A 20,335-nucleotide genomic window follows, 5' to 3' on the forward strand; every position below is an offset into this window, starting at 1 on the left:
TGGTTTTAAACCGAAAGTTTTTTACCAAGGTCTTCTACATATTTTCTAAACTGTTTATCTGTACTCGCTAGATTATCTACCGTTTTACAAGCGTGAAGAACTGTTGCGTGGTCGCGCTGTCCTATCTGAGAACCTATGCTTGCTAGTGAAGCTTTAGTAAGCTTCTTTGCAAAGAACATTGCTAGTTGTCTCGCTTGTACGATATGTCTTTTACGTGTTTTAGACTGTAATGTTTCTACATCCATCTGGAAGTAATCTGAAACAATCTTTTGGATATAATCTATAGATACTTCTCTCTTAGTGTGTTTTACATAGTTGTCTACAATCTTTTTTGCAAGGTCGAGAGTGATCTCTTTCTTGTTAAAAGATGAGTGTGCTATAAGTGATATAATTGCACCTTCTAGCTCACGGACATTAGTTTTAATGTTATTTGCAAGAAACTCTACAATCTCTTCTGGCATCTCAACACCATCTTGATAAAGCTTTTGCTTTATAATGGCGATGCGTGTTTCAAAACTAGGGTGTTGTAGCTCTGCACTTAATCCCCATTTAAAACGTGATAAGAGACGTTGCTCTATATCTTGCATATCTACAGGGGCCTTGTCTGAGGTAAGGATTACCTGTTTTCCGTTTTGGTGTAGGTGGTTGAAAATGTGGAAAAATACATCTTGTGTACCAGCCTTACCACTTAGTAGTTGAATGTCATCTACAATAAGAACGTCTATAACTTGATAGAAGTGAATGAAGTCATTTCTATTATTCTTTTTTACAGACTCTATATATTGTTGTGTAAACTTCTCTGCAGAAATGTATAAAACAGTTTTTGCAGGATACTTATCTTTTATCTGTACACCTATTGCGTGAGCAAGGTGTGTTTTACCTAAACCTACTCCTCCAAATATTAAAAGCGGATTAAAAGAAGTTCCCCCTGGCTTATTTGCTACGGCCATACCTGCAGATCTTGCAAGACGGTTTGAGTCTCCTTCTAAAAAGTTTTCAAAATTATAGTTAGGGTTGAGCTGTGATTCTATTTGTAAATTTCTTATTCCAGGAATTACAAAAGGATTTTTAAGCTCTGGATTTTTATTTTTAAGCGGAGCATCTACCTCTTGTGATTTCATAGTGCTACGATTTGCACTAGGAATTCTTTCTGTAAAAGGTTGATTGTTTCCGTAGGTATTTTCCATCTTGATCACATAGACCAGTTTGGCATTTTCACCTAGTACTTTATTGAGAGCAACTTTAAGGAGCTTTACGTAGTGTTCTTCAAGCCACTCGTAAAAGAATTTACTAGGTACTTGAATACTTAGTGCGTTATCTGTGAGTTTGACCGCCTTAATCGGTTCAAACCACGTTTTATATGCTTGGGGTGTAATGTTGTCCTTTATAAAGGAGAGACAGTTATCCCATACAGATTGCGCAGTTAGAGTCATTCGTTTAGTTAAATTATTAGGTTTTCGGTTGTCTAGAAAGCCTTTTGAAAGGTTTATCGTTGTGTTGATAAAGTACCCTTTAAAAGCATCACAAATATGTGAACAAAAAAAGTAATAAAAAAACTGAATAGGGGTTGTTTTTTCGCAATTTTTGTTGCAATATGAACTGAGGATTAAAACTACGAAAAAATACCGTTTACTCTGTGAAAAATCATATTACTTTTCTAAAAGTTAGATATTCTGAAACTGACCAAATGGGCTTTGTGCATCACAGTAACTATGCACAATACTTGGAAGTAGCTAGGCTTGAGTGGCTTGAGGAATTAGGAATCTCTTACAAGTGGATGGAAGAAAATGGAGTGATGTTGCCAGTTTATAATTTACAAACTACGTTTAAGAAGTCTGCGCTCTTTGATGATACCCTAAAAATTGTTACAAGCTTGCGCGCTACTCCGACGGTGAGAATAACATTCGATTATGAGGTTTTTAACCAAGATGATGATTTATTAACAATCGCAAGTACAGAATTGATCTTTATTAATACCGAAACTGGCAGACCTATGAGATGTCCGCAATACATACTTGATAAGCTGTAATTAATCTTCGTCTTCTAGAAGTGTTATTCCATACACTTCATTAAAAGCATTAATCACTTTTTCAGACTCTTTTCTACGTATGGCAAGTGTAAAAACACAATTCATTTCCATATGCTGGTTAATGATAGTCACTTTGTAATCATTTATTAACCGCATTACTTTATTAAGTAGTGGGTACTCAAATTGTACTTTAAAGGGGATGTCTATCGTTTTTTCTACAATATGAGAAGCTTCTAGTGCATTTTGAGCTCCTGTGCGATACGCATTTATTAAACCTCCTACACCAAGCTTTGTTCCGCCAAAATAACGCACGACTACAACAAGCACATTTGTAACATCATAAGACTGTAGCTGTCCATAAATAGGTGCTCCAGCACTGTTAGACGGTTCTCCATCATCATTTGCTCGGTATTGCTCGTACTCTTTACCTAGTACATATGCATAACACCAGTGACGCGCTTGGTAATGTTGTTTTTTAAGACTTTCTATATGCTCTTTTACTTCGGCCTCTGATGTCACCGGAAATGCATAGCCAAAAAACTTGCTGTTTCTATCCTTAAATAGTGTCTCTTCAGATGGGGTGAGTATCGTTTTATAGGTGTCTTTTAGTGCGATGGCTATTGATTTTTATTGATGAGGGGTTATAATTTTTGCTTCTTCACATATTTCAACACAAGAAAGTTTTGCGCATTAGGTTCAAAACCAGAAATCGTTTTTTGAGTAAAACGCACCACCTCGTCATAATAGAGTGGTATTATAGGTGACTTATCTATAATAAGAGAATCCATAGTGCGATATAATTTTTTGCGCTGGCCTATATCTGTAATGCTCAAACTATGCTCGTATAAACTATCATAGGTTGCACTTTTAAAATGCGTGTAGTTTGGTCCATTTGGCGTGAAGTTCTTACTATAAAATAAGCTTAAGTAGTTTTCGGCATCTGGATAATCTGCAATCCAGCTTGCTCTAAAGGCATCTAGCTCTCCGCTACTCTTCATCTGTCGTAGCGTAGATGGAGGCATCACGTCTATATTTACTTTTAAACCTACCTTTTGTAACTCTCGTTGTATGTACTCACAGATGTCTAGGTACTGGCTATTTGTGCCTATGGTGATTTCTGGAGATGTGTCTCCTGTTTCTTTAATGTATTGTGCTATTAGCTTTCGCGAAAGCGTACCATCATATTCATATCCTTTTATATGATCATAGCCAGGTATCCCTTTAGGTATAAAACCATTTACAGCCGGCTTGCCGATACCATTGCGCAGGTACGTAATCATTTTTTTACGATCAAAACCGTAGTTTACCGCCTTGCGTAGTAAAGCAGATTGTACCTCTGGCGTGTCACTGTCTAAGTAAAAGCCTATATATTCTGTATTAAGCCACGGTACTTTTTCAAACTGTACGCGATCTTGATACTTTGCTCTTAAAGTGCCAGAAGCGGTAAGAATCTCATCTTTATATGATGGATCTAAACTATTAAGGTAATCTATATTGCCTTGTGCAAATTGTAAAAACTCACTTTGCTTATCTGGTAAAAATGTAATAGCCACTGCCTCAAGATAGGGGAGTTGGACGCCATCCTCATCTTTTTCATAGTAGAGCTCATTTTTACGTAAGACTAGTTTTACACCTTCTTCCCAGCGTTTGAACTTAAATGGTCCAGTGCCTATGGGGTGAGATCTAAACTCGTTACCATAATGTGTAGTAACCTCTTTAGGAACAACAGAGCAGTAGCGCATACTAAGTAACCCTAGATAAGCGGGAAAGGCCTTCTTTAATGTAATGGTAAATGTGGTGTCATTTACAGCGCTGTAACTTGCCACATTGCCCAATACCCAGCTCCCAGGTGAGGCAATTTTTGGGTCACGTAGTCTATTAAAGGAGTAAACAAAATCTGCAGCGGTTACTATGCGTGTACTGTCTTTAGTGTTAAAAGCAGGGTGTTTATGAAATCGCACGTCATCACGTAGTATAAATCTATACGTAAGCGCATCTTGAGATATTTCCCAAGACTTTGCAATATCTGGTTGTACGTTAAGATCATTATCTAGTTGTACCAGACCATTAAATAGCTGGTTAACCGGCCATATTATAGGAGGGTTGCGAGCAAATGCAGGGTCTAGTGTAGAAATTTGATACTGCTCGTTATATCTAAAAACTTGATGATCACGATCACTCGTATCACCTTTGTCACAACCTATAGTACTAAGTATGCAAAGTATAAGTAAGGAATAATTGAGTAAAAGTGAGCGGGTGTTTTTCAATTTGAGTAAGCAAATAATTAAGAGTATCTTTGCCCACCTTTTTTAAGGCTAAGCAGTACACAAATATAGTCCAAATGTCTTCTACAAAGAAAGTCGCTTTTTATACCTTAGGTTGTAAACTTAATTTTTCTGAAACCAGCACCATCGCGCGCAGTTTTGGCAAGGAAGGTTTTGATAAGGTAGACTTTTCTGAAGCCGCAGATGTTTATGTGATAAACACCTGTAGTGTTACAGAAAACGCAGACAAGCGTTTTAAAAACATTGTAAAGCAAGCTCAAAAAGCAAATCCAGATGCTGTAAAAGTAGCTGTAGGGTGCTATGCACAACTCAAACCTGAAGAACTTGCTGCGGTAGACGGAGTAGATCTTGTACTAGGAGCTACAGAGAAGTTTAATGTAACAAGCTACATAAACGACTTGCTTAACAATCCAGACCGTGCCCGTGATGGAGGAGAGGTACACGCCTGTGAGATACAAGATGCAGACTTTTATGTAAGCTCTTACTCTATAGGTGATCGTACACGTGCTTTCTTAAAAGTGCAAGATGGTTGCGATTATAAATGTACCTATTGTACCATACCACTAGCACGAGGTATCTCTAGAAGTGATACTTTACAGAATGTACTGGACAATGCGGCTAAAATCGCTGCACAAGATATCAAGGAGATTGTACTCACAGGTGTTAATATAGGTGATTACGGTAAAGGAGAATTTGGTAACAAAAAACACGAGCACACTTTTCTAGAACTCGTACAAGAGCTTGATAGGGTAGACGGTATAGAGCGACTGCGCATCTCATCTATAGAGCCTAATCTTCTTAAAAATGAAACCATCGAGGTCGTGTCAAATTCACGCACCTTTGTACCTCACTTCCATATACCCCTACAAAGCGGGAGTAATAAAATATTAGGTTTAATGCGACGTCGCTACCAGCGAGAACTGTACGTAGATCGCGTTGCAAAAATTAAAGAAGTGATGCCTCACGCCTGTATAGGTGTAGATGTGATTGTAGGTTTTCCGGGAGAGACAGATGAAGATTTTCTTGAGACCTATAACTTTCTTAACAGCCTAGATATATCATACTTACACGTATTCACGTATTCTGAAAGAGATAATACGCCAGCAGCCACAATGGATGGTGTGGTGCCAAAAAACGTGCGTAGCAAACGCAGTAAGATGTTGCGTGGCCTTTCGGCAAAAATGAGACGAGCCTTTTATGAATCACAGCTAGATACCAAGCGTACGGTACTTTTTGAAAGTGAAAATAAAGAGGGATATATACACGGCTTTACAGAAAACTATGTAAAAGTAAAGGCTCCTTGGAACCCAGAACTTGTAAACCAGTTACACGAGGTACAACTTACCAGTATAGATGATGATGGTATGGTGCGTTTTGACTTTGTGGGTGTAGAGGCGTAGTGTTTTTACGCTTTCGCGAAAGCGTACTCATAACCCTATTCTTCACTGCGGTTAAGCACTTCTACAAAGCGAGTGTTTTTAATATCTTCCCACTCATCTCTTAAAATTGAGTAGCAGCAGGAGTTGCGCCTACGGCCATTTTTTGTAATAATGTCTTTGCGTAAAATTCCTTCTAGGGTTGCGCCCAGCTTTTCGACCGCTTTTCTTGATCGTGTGTTACGCTCATCTATACGAAACTCTACACGCTCATACGAGAGTTTTTCAAAAGCATAGCGCAGCATTAAAAACTTAATATGCTGGTTGAGACCGCTTCCGCGAAAATCTTCTCCAAGCCACGTCCACCCTATATGAACGACTTTGTTAACCTTATCTATATTTCCAAAACGAGTAGAGCCTGCAAACTTACATAGCTCCTTATCAAAAATGATAAATGGGAGCGCAGTACCTGCTTGACGTCTGGTTATGGCATCTTTGATGTACTTCTTTAACTTTGGACCTGTTGAAATATCTGAGCCTCCGTATGCATTAAGGTCTACCTGACTTGATAGTGGTAGTAAATCACGATAGTGATAACTCTCTAGGGTGAGAAGTTTTGCACGCTTGTTTTCGAGAGTTTTAATTTTCATATATAAAAAAATGTGTCGCACTTTAAAAGTACGACACATTTTTAAGAAGTGATAGGTGTTATAAGATTATAGTCCTAAAATCTTTGCATCTACTCTAAATCTTGTGTAAATCTCAATCTCGTGGTCAGACTCTATGGTTTGATCTGTAGTAGTCTCTGTGCGCAAAGTATAAGTCTCACCTTGTATGTATTCTTTGAGCTCTGTATCTACTACGTCTAGATCTAATGTTCTAGACCCATCTTCTGGTATACTTGTACTAGAGGCAATGAGGCGCTCTTCTAGTCCATCTGCATTTATGTAGATAGCTATGTCATTAAGAAAATCAAAATCACCAGACTCTGGCGTTTGTAAGTTTAATGTGAGTTTTGTGAGTTTCACACTCTCTACAAGATCTGCATTTGTATTATTATTTTCATACTCTTGTTGAGAGTTTGTAGTAGTTTCTGGTGTAACAATATCAAATGGAGCGTCTAGTATACTTGTAGACTGTATTGTAATATTTGTTGTGTAGTCTATATTAAACTTTGTTAACTCATCTAGCTTATCACAGGCTATAAAAGTTATGAGTAATACGGTAATTGCTATGGTCTTTTTAATCATAATTAAGGGAATTTGTCCGCAATATTAACGAAATTTGAATACAGATAGTTCTGCTCACAACTTTATTTAACATTTCTCTATGAATTATACAAAGGAAGAAGTGCTTGCTCGCCTAGCAGAGAGCTGCAAGAATACGCTTATGGAAACTTTAGACATCAAGTATATAGACTTTGGTGAAGACTTTCTAGTAGCACAAATGCCTGTTACGCCTAAAGTACACCAGCCAGATGGAGTTTTACACGGAGGGGCAATGGTTGCTCTGGCAGAGAGCGTAGGTAGTGCGGCTAGTTTTATGTTTTTAGACCAAGCACATACTATAAGAGGTATTGAGATCTCTGCAAATCACGTAAAGAGTAAACGTGAAGGAATGGTGTATGCAAAGGCAACATTTATTCATAAAGGTCGCACCACTCAGCTATGGAATATTGATGTGGTAGATGAAGAAGATAACCTTATCTCAAAGTGTAAACTTACAACGATAGCCCTGCCTAGAAAGTAATGGATCAAGACGCATTCTTTATAGAGGTTCAAAATCATTTTGATGAAGCATTACCCTTTGTGGTATACAGAAAGCCAAACGAAAAAACGGTCACTGCTTTGCTTCAAGAAGAAGATGAGTTACATACTGTTTCAGACTTTAGTGAGAGTGGATTTGTGTTTGCTCCTTTTGACACAACTACGTCAGAAACCATATTGATTCCGCAATCACAGTCTTTTGAGATGCGTCTAGATGAGTATGTAACTACTCAATCTAACGAGGAGATCGTTGCAACTTCGGTTGAGGTGGCTCAAGGAGCAAAAGAGCAACATATTGCACTTGTAGAAAGAGGTATAAATGAGATTGCAACTACTGGATTGAAGAAAGTTGTGCTTTCGCGAAAGCAAAAAATAAATCACAACTATGAGTCACCTATATCTATTTTTAAAAGATTGCTGGACAGCTACGCAACAGCTTTTGTGTATTGCTGGTATCACCCTAAAGTAGGATTATGGCTAGGCGCCACACCCGAAACCCTTCTCTCGGTCGAAAATAGAAAGCTTTATACAATGTCGCTAGCGGGCACACAGAAGAAAGAAGATACTCTAGAGGTAAGCTGGGGAGCAAAGGAAATAGAAGAGCAGCAGCTTGTAACAGATACAATCGTATATAATCTTAAAGATATAGTAGACAATTTAGAAGTGTCTGAAACCCACACACATCAGGCAGGTACATTACTGCATCTTAAAACAGATATTACTGCTATAGTACACGATAGTGATACTAAGCTTGCATCTATAATACAAGCACTGCACCCTACGCCAGCCGTATGTGGTTTACCTAAGCTTGAGGCCAGAGATTTTATCTTACAAAATGAGAATTATAATAGATCATATTATACTGGTTTTTTAGGAGAGCTCAATATAAAGACAGAAAAAAAACGAGCAAGCACACGTCGTAATGTTGAGAATCTAGCCTACGGCGCTGTAAAAAAGCATACGCATCTATTTGTGAATCTACGCTGTATGGAAGTAGATGCTCAGGGCGCACAATTATATGTAGGTGGTGGTATAACTACTTTCAGTAAGCCGGCGTTAGAGTGGGAGGAAACTGTAAATAAATTGCAGACAGTTGCAACTGTTTTATAGTCATTGTATGTGTTTACTACTCTAATAGAAATTTCAATAAAACTGATTTTTTCTACTAGTATACTGCGGTGTAGAAGTCGTATTTTTGTAATTAATGATTCATTCAAAAATTCCAGTTGCACAATCTATCGTACACCTTTGCTTGAGTAAAGGTATTGATACGGTTATTATATCACCGGGCTCACGTAATGCACCACTTACGATAGAGTTTACAAAGAATCCTAAAATCAAGGCATATAGTATAGTAGACGAGCGATGTGCTGCTTTTGTAGGTTTGGGCATAGCTCAACAAACGGGTAGACCTGTCGCGCTGGTATGCACATCTGGAAGCGCCTTGCTTAATTACTATCCAGCAATCTCTGAGGCTTTTTATAGTGACATACCGCTCATAGCAATAAGTGCAGATAGACCTATAGAGCGCATAGATATAGGAGATGGACAGACTATACGACAAAAAAATGTGTTTGAAAATCATATCCTTTATTCGGCAAACTTGTATTCTGAGTTAGTTCCTACAGATGATGTAACAGATGCAAAGGTGGCTCAAAAGATAAAGGAAAGTCAGCGTCATAATAATCAAGAAATCAATAAAGCGCTTAATGTAGCCATAGAGCAGTCTGGACCAGTACATATTAACGTGCCATTTTATGAGCCATTATATGAGATGACAGAGAGGGTAATAGATACACCTATAGAAATTGCACCTAAGCTTATAGAAAAAGAACTTTCTAATAAAGAATTACTGCCTTATGCTCAAGACTGGAGTAAGGCAACTCGTAAACTTGTTATTATAGGAGTGCAAGATCCAGATACAATGTCTCCAGCATTGCTAGATTTACTAGGTAATGACCCAAGTGTTGTTGTGTTTACAGAAACTACGTCTAATGTAGCACATCCTAATTTTTTTACACGTATAGATAACATTATAGGGAGTCTAGACGATACTGGATTTAAAGACTTGCAACCTGAGATCCTTCTCACCTTTGGAGGGATGGTGGTATCAAAAAAGGTAAAAGCCTTTTTAAGAAATTATCAACCTGAGCAACATTGGCACGTAGATACTAAGAAAGCATACGATACATATTTCTGTCTTAATAGGCATTTTGAGGTAAGTGCTTCTTTCTTTTTAGAAAAACTGCAGGCACTTACCGAGCCTAAAGAAAGTACTTATCAAGAAAGTTGGCTCGCTGTACGGGCAAAGAGAGATAGATTGCATAGTGAGTACATTGCACAAATGGATTGGTGTGACTTTAAAGCCTTTGATCACATATTAGAGATAATTCCAGATCACTCTGTATTGCAGTTAGGTAATAGTAGTACGGTAAGGTATGCACAACTCTTTGACGTAAATAAAACACTAGAGGTATATTGTAATAGAGGTACGAGCGGTATAGATGGTAGTACGAGCACAGCGATAGGTGGTGCGATGGTAAGTGATAAAATTACAACCTTAGTAACGGGAGAGCTTAGTTTCTTTTACGATAGTAATGCATTATGGAATCAGTATATTCCTAATGACTTTAAAATTATAGTTATTAATAATAGTGGTGGAGGTATCTTTAGAATTTTACCTAATGAGGATAAAAACACAAATAACTTTGATGAGTTTTTTGAAACAACACACCAATTAGCTGCAGAGAAGCTTTGTGAGATGTATAATTTTAGATATATCAAGGCAACAAACGAAGAGGAATGTGTTGTAGCAAAAAAACAGCTATATGCATCTTCATCTCAACCTACGCTGCTAGAAATCTTTACACCGCGCAAAATTAACGATGAAGTGCTTCTTGACTACTTTAAGTTCATAAAATAAATTTTTTTAAGAGAGTTTAACTTTTTCCTTATCTTTAAAGTGAATTAATAATTTAATCAACAAGTAACTATAAAAAATTATGAGCAAAAGAGCAGAACTCATCTCAAAATATGCAGATGATTTAAAAAACAAATGTGGTATGACCGCAGATATGGATCTCCTTACTAAAGTAACAATAGGATGTGGACCATCAATTTATAACAAAGACTCATCAACAGTATCTGGAAGTTCTGAAACAGAAATTGCTACTGTAAAGAATAACTTTTTGATTAAAAAATTAGGTCTTGCAGATAGCGCAGATCTTGATAAAGCTATAGACAGCGTACTTGAAACTTACGGAAAGTCTAATCGTAATAAATACCGTGCAGTAGTATACTATATGCTTACTAAGCACTTCAAAAAAGAGTCTGTTTATAAATAGACTACTTTATAATGTATGTAGAAAGCGCTTTGACTCACGTCAAGGCGCTTTTTTCTTTGTAGTAGTTGTACTTTTGCATTTTACAAAAGAATATGTTAGAAATAGGAAAATACCACATAATGAGAATAGACAGAGAGACAGAGCCAGGGCTCTTTCTTTCTAATGAAGCAGGAGATGATGTCTTGTTACCTAATAAGTACGTGCCAGAAGAGTATAAAATTTGGGATGAACTTAATGTATATGTTTATTTAGATCACGAGGAGCGACCAGTAGCAACTACACTAAAGCCTTATATAGAGCTTAATAATTTTGGGTACTTACGTTGTACCGCGGTAAATAATGTAGGAGCCTTTTTAGACTGGGGATTAGAAAAAGAACTTTTTGTTCCTTTTGCTCAACAAGCAAGACCTATGAAGGTAGGTAGCTGGTACATAGTTTATATGTATCTAGATGAGAAAACAAATCGCCTTGCAGCGACTAGTAAAACAATGAAGTTCCTCTCTAATGATAATGTAGAGGTAAAGAAGTTTGATAAGGTAGAAATCATTATCTCACATATTACAGATAGAGGAGCAAACGCCATAGTAAACGGAAAGCACAAAGGCCTTATATATAAAGAAGACATCTTTGAAGATATAAGAACTGGTGATAAACTAGACGCTTGGGTTAAGAAAGTGCGATCAGACGGTAAAATAGATCTTATCTTACAAGAAGAAGGTTATAAAAGTATAGAGCCTAATGCGCAATATATCTATGAAGAGCTACAGGCTAATGATGGTTTTATGCCATTACACGATAAATCAGATCCAGTAGATATTCAAAATCAACTTGGTCTTAGTAAAAAGAGCTTTAAAAAAGCAATCGGGACGCTATATAGAGATCGTAAGATTTTAATAAAAGAAGATGGGATTCATATAATTGATTAATTCCTTTCTTCCTATTGTATATAAATGAGCAAAAACTATAACTAGTTTTTGCTCATTTTTTTTGAGGTAGCTTTATCTAGCCCTTCTTTATGCATAAGCACAGAGATAGCTTTGAGACGTATATAGGGCACACTCATATATATGTAGCCATCATACTTCGTTCTTCCAGAGTCTGTACCCCACGAGTTTTTTACTTTGTAATACACGTCACCATTTTGATCTGTTGCTTTCCCTGTGATATGCATCAAGTGGTCATCTGTAGTATTATAGTTTTCAAACTCATCTTGACGGTATTGTTGTGTAATTATTTTTTCTTGCTCTGGTCCTAGTACAGCGAGTTTCTTATTACTTTCATTATCTGGAATTACAGCTACACCGTGTTTTGAAGAAAAAGATAACTCACTCACATCACAATCTAGTGTTACTGTAAAACCATTATCTAATGCGTGATCTATATTATTTACAAACTCATCTAGCGGAAGATTATACATCGCTCCATTAGAAAAGTTATCAGGAATATTAAGGATGAATGATTTGTAAAATGGCTGGTGAGTAAAAGAAGTTAAGGTTACATAATCGCTAGGCACTATCTTCATTTCCTTCGCAAACTCTTTAGGAGTGTACGTTTTTCCATCATAAGAAAAATTAGTAATATTCTCACCTAGATAAACATCCAGCACCTTATCTACTGCGGTTTTCCACTTTTTGCTTAAACTTCTTCCTGGATTATCTATATAAGTGTCTAGCATACTATGTATAACGGCCACCATTTCGGCGTGGTTATGTTTGGTATCTGTATGTGTCAGGCCGGTGTAGGCACTGTTTGGTACTAGTCCATAACGCGTAACACTATTAATGACATCGTGCGCGAGTCCGCCTTCAGAAAATTGAGCCTTTCCTTGACGCATTACATAATTTTCAGCTTTTGCCGGGTAAGTATTCCTTACTGTGTACATTTCCGAAAGATCTACCTTTTTACCAGTAAGTCTAGCAATCTCGCTTTCTAAAAATGAAGATGTACTAAAACTCCAGCACGTTCCTGTTACTCCTTGACTTATGACTGGTGTAGCCTGTAAATCATTAGTATCTGTAAAAATGTAGGAACCCGTAGTGTTTTCTTGTGCGTAATACGCTTTCGCGAAAGCAAAAACAACCACAATACTTAGTAGTACTTTTTTCATCATCTAGTAATAAAGAATTATTTTTACGTAAAAATAGCACATTATGGATAAGCCAAACTGGCAAACAGCCAAAGAATATAAAGACATAACTTACAAAAAGAGTAACGGTGTTGCTCGTATAGCATTTAATAGACCAGACGTGCGCAACGCGTTTAGGCCTAATACCACAAAGGAATTATATGATGCCTTTTATGATGCAAATGAAGATACATCTATAGGAGTAGTGCTACTCTCTGCCGAAGGACCATCTTCTAAAGATGGTGTCTATAGTTTTTGCTCTGGTGGAGATCAAAAAGCACGTGGTAAAGAAGGGTATGTAGGTGAAGATGGATATCATAGATTAAATATACTTGAGGTGCAACGTCTCATACGTTTTATGCCTAAGGCAGTAATTGCTGTTGTCCCAGGGTGGGCAGTAGGAGGTGGGCATAGCCTGCACGTAGTTTGTGACCTAACACTTGCAAGTAAGGAACACGCTATTTTTAAACAAACAGATGCCGATGTAACTTCTTTTGACGGTGGATACGGAAGTGCATATCTAGCAAAAATGGTAGGTCAAAAGAAAGCGAGAGAGATTTTCTTCTTAGGCAGAAACTATTCTGCTCAAGAAGCTTATGAGATGGGTATGGTAAATGCCGTGATACCTCACGCAGAGCTAGAAGATACTGCTTACGAGTGGGCGCAAGAAATTCTTGCAAAATCACCTATTTCTATAAAGATGCTCAAGTTTGCGATGAACCTTACTGACGACGGTATGGTAGGCCAACAAGTTTTTGCTGGTGAAGCAACGCGTCTAGCATATATGACAGATGAGGCCGTAGAGGGTAGAAATGCATTTTTAGAAAAAAGAGCACCTAACTTTGACAAGAAGTGGATACCTTAATTATTTAACTATAAGTTTACGCAACCTTTTTAAAACTTGGCTATCTTAAATTAAAAGTAACTATTATGAAAAAAGTTTTAGTATTTTTTTTATCATTATTAATATTTGTCTCGTGCAATAGTGATGATGAAAATAGTACATCTGATGCGACGCTTATAGGTAACAGGTATGTTTATAGTGTTCTTGATTGTGAGAATGAGGATCCAATAGCAAATTCTTGTTTTGCTTCAATAGAGTTTTTCGATTCTCAAGAAGTAGGGATTTTACCTTTTGGAGATGCTATTTACAGCGTAGGGTATGTTATTGAAGACAAAACGGTAAGAGTTCTATTTTCAGAGTTTTTTATAGATGGTGTTGATCAGTTTTTCATCATCGAAAGTGAAGATGTTCTCATAGAACAAGAATCTGGCAGTCGCTACCTTAGACAATAAGTAATAATAGTTATAAATAAAAAAGACCCGTACAATGTATTTGAACGGGTCTTTTTTATTACCTACGTTTTTAAGTTATGGTATCTTGTTTTCTTTTTTCGAGAGCTTCTCTTACGTCCCGCGCTTTATTCTCATCTACATCATATCCCCACATAAATAAGATAGCTATAATTGTACCGGTAATGGGGATGCCTGAGAAGAAAAGGCGCAAACCTTCTATTGCTCCTTCCGGCTGGGTGGGAGCATCTGGGGTAAAGCCTACATAGGCCATAATGTAACCACTACCTAAACCAGCAATGGCAAAGCCAAACTTGACCATCCACCAGTAGATTGCTCCAAAAACACCTTCTCTACGTATCCCATTTTTAAGCTCATCAAGATCTATAACATCTGCCGTCATAGACATCATAAGTACAAAGAGACCTCCTATACCAAATGAGAAAAACGGTAGAGCTATTATAAACAAATACGGTTTACCTGGTACAAATAGAAACCACAGCATTAAATATCCTATTATAGAAATAGTTTGTGATACTATGAAAGCTTTTTTCTTTCCTAGTTTTTTTGACATTTTTGTTACTATAGGAATTACCATAAAAGTAGTACCTAGTGCCCCTAAACAGCCAAAGAGTGTAGGCCAGATTCCTGCTGCCGCTGCATCACCACTAAAGAGATGATATACTATTATAAAAAAAGAAAAAGCGGCAACGGTATTAAAAGCATTAAATACAAAAAATGTTGCCACACATAATTTTATAAAAGGTTTTGAAGAAAAGGCAGCCTTAAAACCTTTGGCTAGGCCTACAAGGCTTTTACCTAAATTTTTAATATTAAGTGGGATTAAACTGTCATCATCTAGGGTAGACTTACTTTTGATAAAAATAGCAGGAACCATTGCACATATAGCACAAGCGATACCTACCCATATGGCCAGGTCGCGAGCAGCCACATCTGCAGATTCAAACCAAGCCGGGTCATACATAATTACCCAGAACCAAGGCGCTATAACCCAGGCCCATTGACCTATCCACTGGGCCGTAGCCATAATATCTGTGCGCTCGTGAAAATCTTTACTCATTTCATAGCCCATCGCAACATAAGGAACGCTAAATATCGTGAGACCCAAATAAAATGCTAGTGACCACATTAAGAAGTATGTAAAATTATAGTCCAGCCCATCTGCTCTATATAATTGCCACATCATTATAAAAGAAATACCCATAAGGATTGCCCCTGCAAATACGTACTGTCTTCTTCGGCCCCATTTTGATTTTGTGTTGTCAGATATAAAACCCATTATAGGATCTGTAAATGCGTCAAAAATGCGTGGCAAGAAAAAGAGCAGCGCCCAAGATTCTGGCGGAAAACCCAAGTCTTGAACTAGTACCACCATAAAAATGGCTAAGGCCGCCGGAAACATTTGGTTTGCTAGCATTCCTATCCCAAAGGCTATTTTTTGACCAAAGGAAACTTCTTGATTTGATGTAGTCATTTATGATGGTTTTAATAGCCCTTTTTAAAAAGAGCGGTTAGTTAGTATTAATGTTAGTAGGCGGGTTTACGCTTTCGCGAAAGCGTAATTATCCCTCTTATAGCAACACATCTTGAGGTAGGTATATCTTAAGAAATTCTATCTCACCTGTACGATGAAAAATAGATGTACTTGTTTTATTATCTAGCTCTAGAGATGTAAACTCTTGTGTTTTATCATTAGAATAATGAACCTCAATGCGTGTCTCGTTTGAAATGGTATATATAATGGGCACTTGACAGTAGGTAAAAGAGAGTTCGTTATTTGAAACAGTAATAGTTTGCGGAGTAGCGTGAACGTCTGTATAGTTAAAGAGGGCTTCTTGCTTTAAGAACTCTTCTTTGTTTAAAATAGCAGGATTAAAGCCCAGCTTTCCATCTGTAACATTAATTCCTAGCTCACCAAAACGGCTTATAATATCTTCTTTAACCTGTCCAGTCATACCAGGTTGTTGAGCACCTTTTCCTCCTGGCGTATGAGAGTAGGGGTCTGTAGGGAAAGCACCATAATGTTGTGGTGTTTTATGTACTCCTATACCTTCTGTAATCTCATAATAATGAGCAATGAGTTTACTTGTGATATCTTGGTCTTTGCCCGCACTTATAGATTGAAGTACACACTCTTGACTAGCAAGGGCAAGCTTTGAAACCATATGCCAGTAAATAGAGCCTAAACCTTCATACCCAAAGAAAGTACCTGAGCGACCTGTAAATGCTTTATGATTAAAGACACTTTCATAAATGGCTAATATTTGTGTACGCTCTAAGTCTATTAGATCTTTATACTTCTCTGTTGTAAGCTTATCTAAGGCATTACTTAGTGCATTTGCATTATTAAATGTGGTGTTAAAGTGATAATTGCCATTACGATCCTTTTCGATAATATCGTGATTACCATCATCTAGAAGTTTCTGTAAAAGAGTAGACTCTTTTACATCTTGCTGGGGTATATGATTTTTTGCTAAAAACTTTGGTAATTCCTTATTTGGATATAGAATATAACTTTGCTGGTCTTCTCTATATAGCGCACTTTTCTTTAAACTATCGAGAACGGCAAGGCTTTGCTGAGGTTGTAAATAGCCAGAACTTAACACAGCAACTTGCCCTTCTAGCATTTCATCCAGATAGCTTATTGAGATTTGATCTGTATGACTTACGTCTACAATATTATAAGCGTGATATAAGCCATCTTCCCTCTCGTTAGCCTCTATAGAGTGATCTATGTATGAGAGAGTAACTTTAATAAAGTGTTTTATTTCATCTAGCGTTAATGCTTTTTTAATACCTGTGTGTGATTGCGTGTAAATCTGTGTTCTATAGATGCTCGCCGCTTTCCCTAAACCATCTAATATGGTTTTACGGCTATGGTCACTTAAGTAATCTACAAGAAGGCTCTCATTATTTACAAGCGTACTTGTTACGCCCATAAAGAACTTATGTAATTCTTCAGAAATTAATGTCTCAGTGCTTGGGCTATCTTTTAAAACGTTATTAAAAAAACTAAGAAATCTCCTTAGATAATAAAGCGTTACCATAGATGCACCATTACCTACAAGAGCATTATTTGCATCATTCCATTCTGGTCGTTGTGTATTAAGCCAGATACCTGCCTCTGGAATAAGATTAGCTACTTTTGCAAGAACAGTTGCAAGTATTTTTTCAATAAAATTTACGTTGTATATAGAACCGCTATTATCAAGAAGTAAAGAACCATCTGCTCCTAGTTGTTTTTTCCTGTCGGTTATTTTATTGTTTAATTTAAAATCAAAATCTATGGTGTCTTTTGGGTTTTTAAGAATGCTATTATAGTCTTTGATTTTATATGGCACATTTGCATAAACAAAGATGTTTTTATTAAAAAGAGAGACTAGTTTTCCAGGTTGATAGCGCTCTATGATCTCAAGAAATTTTTGAAGATAGATTATTTGATGATCTCCCCAGTAACCTATGTATGACCAAGGGTCATCTTCTTCAATAGTTTCCCAGTCAAAACCACCTTTTGTTACTCTATATGGGTTATACCCATCAAAGGTTGTTGCATTTAAAAATTTATAGATCATACTCTCTATAAAGGCAGGGTATGATAGGGCAAGGGCTTCCCAGTTTTGAAATATATCTCGCCAGTTACCTTCATAATCAAGAACCTTAGAGCCGTCTTGATCATTTTTTGTGTTAATTAAAAATTTGTTCCAAGGCCTACTTGGGTCGCCGTGCCTGCGGCTAAATTTGAGTGGAAGGTACTCTAGGCATAGCCTTTGTAAATGAACGTTTTTACTAGTTGCAATGTGATTATGCAATTCAAATATTGTAAAGGTTTCTGGTAACTCAGATAGTAATTTTTGCTCATTAAGATGTACTTCCTTGTTTGCCTTAGAGAGGTAAGAGATAAAATCCCATTTTTCTACTTGATAGTTGTTATCTACGATACCACCGCGCATTATATTAAAAAGCGTATTAGAAAAATGACGTGTGTTTCTAAGTTTATCTGCTGTAAGTTGCATAGCATCTGCAGAGTTTGCTAGTTTAAGAAGTTCTTTTGTTCCTTTGTCAATATCTTCTTGAACCAACTCTTTGAGATTGCTAGATGATGCTATACTCTTTTCTATCTCGGTGATGTTACTTATACTTTGGTTTGTATTTGCAATCATCATCCAGTTTTGAGAAGTGCCCGGTTTTAGCGCTACTGTTTGTATAGCTATATACGCACCACGCTCTGCCTTTACATCTTCTTCTAGCACTACATCTTCACCATTTCTAAAATTATCTAGTTGTCTAGAAGAGACTAGATAAGTAGGGCTATTAAGTCCCAGTGACCATACAATATTACTGCTTAAGGCTTCACTAGGTTCTGCCTTATCTACTATAGTAGCGCTTAGCGCATAAATTCCTATACCAGATTTATGGACTAACTCATTGCGCTTATAAGCATCTACGAGATTACTACTCGCTTTTTGTAATTCTTCACCTACGCTGTATGGTATGATATTTTGTAAGCCGTCTAAAATTGATATTTCCTGGCTTTTTTGAGATTGATTAGATATAGTAGACTTTCTTACAAATCCATACTTGTCACTTGTATTCCACTCATAGCGATAGGAGAGTTCAAGGTCCAAGTTGTGTTCTTCAAAGATGAGTTTATTACCATATTCATTTTTATATAGATTACGTTCTATACGATAAAGCCCTTTGTATTTGTTTGAAAATGGTTCCCAGAGCAAGGTCTTATCGCTCATTATGACCTTAACAATTGTGATACTACCCGTATGCTCTATAGACTCGGTAATTTTGTCATCTGTATAATATGGAAATAATGCATTATCGGCATTTTTTCTTCCAGCCGTTAGCCCTCCATTACTAGCGATAAACATCCAGTGATTAGAGTTACTTACCAGACTTATAAAGAATGGTCTCATCTCATCACTATTAGTGATTTTATAGTAAACTTCATTGTCAAAATTTACTAGTTCTCCTTTTGTTTCTTTTTGAGAAAAGGCAATAGGAGTACTTCCTATATAAATAGGTTGATGTGTCATATGGATGCGTTTTAAGTATCTATACTTTGTGTAAACTGATTGATATGAGCTGTTTACATTATATTATAAGTGGGTAGTACACTACATATATTTATATGTGGCGCTGCTACAAGTGTTAGTTATTTATCCTATTATAAAGGATTTAATCGTTAGTGCTGTATATACGTACATAGTCTACTACCATTTGCTGTGGTAGGGGAGTAGTATCTACTGGAAAACCTACAAAGTTTCCGCCTACAGCAACGTTAAGCAACATAAAAAATGGCTGATCATCAAAAACCCAGTCTGCATCTTGCGGAATATCCTCCTTTGCAATTCTATTAAAACGTATACCGTCTATAAAATAATCTATATAAGTAGGTGTCCACTCTATAGCATACTCGTGAAAGTCTGCGTCAAATCTATCATCCTCCAGTGTGTAGCTTCCAGATATTGCATTACCACCAGAATACCCTGGCCCGTGTATGCTACCTAAAGTGATTTTAGGTTCTTGCCCTCTCATTTCTGTAATATCAATTTCTCCTACAAAAGGCCACTGCACTGTTGCTGGATCATCATCTGCTTGAGTTTCAATATTACTCCCTAGCATCCAGAACGCAGGCCAGATACCACGACCACCAGGCATTTTAATACGAGCTTCAAAACGGCCATATTGTTGCTCTACTTTATCTTTTGTATTAATACGTGCAGAGGTAAAAGGTGAACCCTGAAAAGTTTCTCTACGCGCTGTAATAATCATATTACCAGCACCATCTAGAGAGACATTTTCTGGTCTATCTGTATAATATTGCAACTCATTATTACCCCAGCCATTACTACCAGTACCTATGTCAAAATTCCAGTTATCAGTATTTATAGAAGCGCCTGCCTCACCGTTAAACTCATCTTCAAAAACAAGCGTAAGATTTGATAAACCTACATTACTACCTTCATCATCTGTGCAAGCGAGTATGATGGCTAGCACACATAAGGTTGCCGTGATTACTATTATATTATTTTTCATTGCTATTTTTTTTATTACGCTTTCGCGAAAGCGGTATAATTCTTTTTA

General features: G+C 37.0%; 18 protein-coding genes. 9 read left to right on the forward strand and 9 right to left on the reverse strand.

All coding sequences use genetic code 11. The annotated features are described in order from the left end of the window. Positions 1-5: 5 nt before the first annotated feature. A complete protein-coding gene (dnaA, locus tag MED134_RS13715) occupies positions 6-1,433 on the reverse strand; it encodes a chromosomal replication initiator protein DnaA (protein WP_035328159.1) in 1,428 nt (475 codons plus the stop codon). Between the two features lie 203 nt (positions 1,434-1,636). Here dnaA and MED134_RS13720 point away from each other — a divergent pair, with 203 nt between their 5' ends. Then, positions 1,637-2,029 (forward strand): acyl-CoA thioesterase, encoded by a 393-nt coding sequence (locus MED134_RS13720; RefSeq protein WP_038600274.1) that lies wholly within the window; start codon positions 1,637-1,639, stop codon positions 2,027-2,029. Here the strand turns inward: MED134_RS13720 and MED134_RS13725 are convergent, their stop codons facing one another. Both MED134_RS13725 and MED134_RS13730 read right to left on the reverse strand, forming a co-directional pair. Continuing rightward, positions 2,030-2,650 carry an IMPACT family protein gene (locus tag MED134_RS13725; RefSeq protein WP_038600277.1) on the reverse strand — a complete coding sequence of 207 codons (621 nt, stop codon included), beginning with the start codon at positions 2,648-2,650 and terminating at the stop codon, positions 2,030-2,032. A 20-nt stretch (positions 2,651-2,670) separates the two neighbouring features. After that, on the reverse strand, positions 2,671-4,296 hold the full coding sequence (locus MED134_RS13730) for an ABC transporter substrate-binding protein (RefSeq protein WP_038600281.1): 1,626 nt from the start codon (positions 4,294-4,296) through the stop codon (positions 2,671-2,673). Between the two features lie 74 nt (positions 4,297-4,370). On the opposite strand from MED134_RS13730, the gene mtaB reads away from it, so the two are divergent. Next, complete coding sequence (gene mtaB, locus MED134_RS13735; RefSeq protein WP_038600284.1) at positions 4,371-5,714, forward strand: tRNA (N(6)-L-threonylcarbamoyladenosine(37)-C(2))-methylthiotransferase MtaB; 1,344 nt, start codon at positions 4,371-4,373, stop codon at positions 5,712-5,714. A 35-nt stretch (positions 5,715-5,749) separates the two neighbouring features. Here the strand turns inward: mtaB and MED134_RS13740 are convergent, their stop codons facing one another. Together MED134_RS13740 and MED134_RS13745 are read right to left on the reverse strand one after the other, a co-directional pair. Then, the gene (locus MED134_RS13740) at positions 5,750-6,340 is read right to left on the reverse strand and encodes a GNAT family N-acetyltransferase (protein WP_038600287.1); all 591 of its coding nucleotides are present in this window, start codon (positions 6,338-6,340) and stop codon (positions 5,750-5,752) included. Positions 6,341-6,406: 66 nt separating this feature from the next. Next, positions 6,407-6,940, reverse strand: a complete 534-nt coding sequence (locus MED134_RS13745) for a hypothetical protein (protein ID WP_038600290.1) — start codon at positions 6,938-6,940, stop codon at positions 6,407-6,409. 79 nt (positions 6,941-7,019) lie between these two features. On the opposite strand from MED134_RS13745, the gene MED134_RS13750 reads away from it, so the two are divergent. The 5 genes from MED134_RS13750 (at position 7,020) to MED134_RS13770 (ending at position 11,726) form a co-directional block, all read left to right on the forward strand. After that, positions 7,020-7,439, forward strand: a complete 420-nt coding sequence (locus tag MED134_RS13750; RefSeq protein WP_038600292.1) for a PaaI family thioesterase — start codon at positions 7,020-7,022, stop codon at positions 7,437-7,439. Continuing rightward, positions 7,439-8,566 carry a chorismate-binding protein gene (locus MED134_RS13755; protein ID WP_038600295.1) on the forward strand — a complete coding sequence of 376 codons (1,128 nt, stop codon included), beginning with the start codon at positions 7,439-7,441 and terminating at the stop codon, positions 8,564-8,566. Before MED134_RS13750 ends, MED134_RS13755 begins: the two co-directional genes overlap by 1 nt. A gap of 94 nt (positions 8,567-8,660) precedes the next feature. Continuing rightward, positions 8,661-10,379 carry a 2-succinyl-5-enolpyruvyl-6-hydroxy-3-cyclohexene-1-carboxylic-acid synthase gene (menD, locus tag MED134_RS13760; protein ID WP_038600298.1) on the forward strand — a complete coding sequence of 573 codons (1,719 nt, stop codon included), beginning with the start codon at positions 8,661-8,663 and terminating at the stop codon, positions 10,377-10,379. Positions 10,380-10,458: 79 nt separating this feature from the next. After that, entirely contained in the window at positions 10,459-10,800 is a 342-nt protein-coding gene (locus MED134_RS13765; RefSeq protein WP_038600301.1) for a DUF2853 family protein, read from the forward strand. Positions 10,801-10,892: 92 nt separating this feature from the next. Further along, entirely contained in the window at positions 10,893-11,726 is an 834-nt protein-coding gene (locus tag MED134_RS13770; protein WP_038600303.1) for a S1 RNA-binding domain-containing protein, read from the forward strand. Between the two features lie 41 nt (positions 11,727-11,767). On the opposite strand, the gene MED134_RS13775 is transcribed toward MED134_RS13770, so the two are convergent. Continuing rightward, a complete protein-coding gene (locus MED134_RS13775; protein WP_038600306.1) occupies positions 11,768-12,907 on the reverse strand; it encodes a C1 family peptidase in 1,140 nt (379 codons plus the stop codon). Positions 12,908-12,950: 43 nt separating this feature from the next. Here MED134_RS13775 and MED134_RS13780 point away from each other — a divergent pair, with 43 nt between their 5' ends. Together MED134_RS13780 and MED134_RS13785 are read left to right on the forward strand one after the other, a co-directional pair. Beyond that, positions 12,951-13,790, forward strand: coding sequence for a 1,4-dihydroxy-2-naphthoyl-CoA synthase (locus tag MED134_RS13780; protein ID WP_035328184.1), 840 nt, complete (start codon positions 12,951-12,953; stop codon positions 13,788-13,790). A 65-nt stretch (positions 13,791-13,855) separates the two neighbouring features. Continuing rightward, positions 13,856-14,221: a hypothetical protein gene (locus MED134_RS13785; RefSeq protein ID WP_038600308.1), complete on the forward strand. Its 366-nt coding sequence runs from the start codon at positions 13,856-13,858 to the stop codon at positions 14,219-14,221. Between the two features lie 70 nt (positions 14,222-14,291). On the opposite strand, the gene MED134_RS13790 is transcribed toward MED134_RS13785, so the two are convergent. The 3 genes from MED134_RS13790 to MED134_RS13800 all read right to left on the reverse strand — a co-directional run bounded on the left by MED134_RS13790 (position 14,292) and on the right by MED134_RS13800 (position 20,287). Then, positions 14,292-15,713 (reverse strand): MFS transporter, encoded by a 1,422-nt coding sequence (locus MED134_RS13790; RefSeq protein WP_038600311.1) that lies wholly within the window; start codon positions 15,711-15,713, stop codon positions 14,292-14,294. 97 nt (positions 15,714-15,810) lie between these two features. Next, positions 15,811-19,284, reverse strand: a complete 3,474-nt coding sequence (locus MED134_RS13795; RefSeq protein WP_038600314.1) for a hypothetical protein — start codon at positions 19,282-19,284, stop codon at positions 15,811-15,813. A gap of 142 nt (positions 19,285-19,426) precedes the next feature. Further along, positions 19,427-20,287: a family 16 glycosylhydrolase gene (locus MED134_RS13800; protein WP_038600317.1), complete on the reverse strand. Its 861-nt coding sequence runs from the start codon at positions 20,285-20,287 to the stop codon at positions 19,427-19,429. Positions 20,288-20,335 lie beyond the last annotated feature (48 nt).

It is taken from the genome of Dokdonia sp. MED134, from assembly GCF_000152925.2.
GTDB lineage: Bacteria > Bacteroidota > Bacteroidia > Flavobacteriales > Flavobacteriaceae > Dokdonia.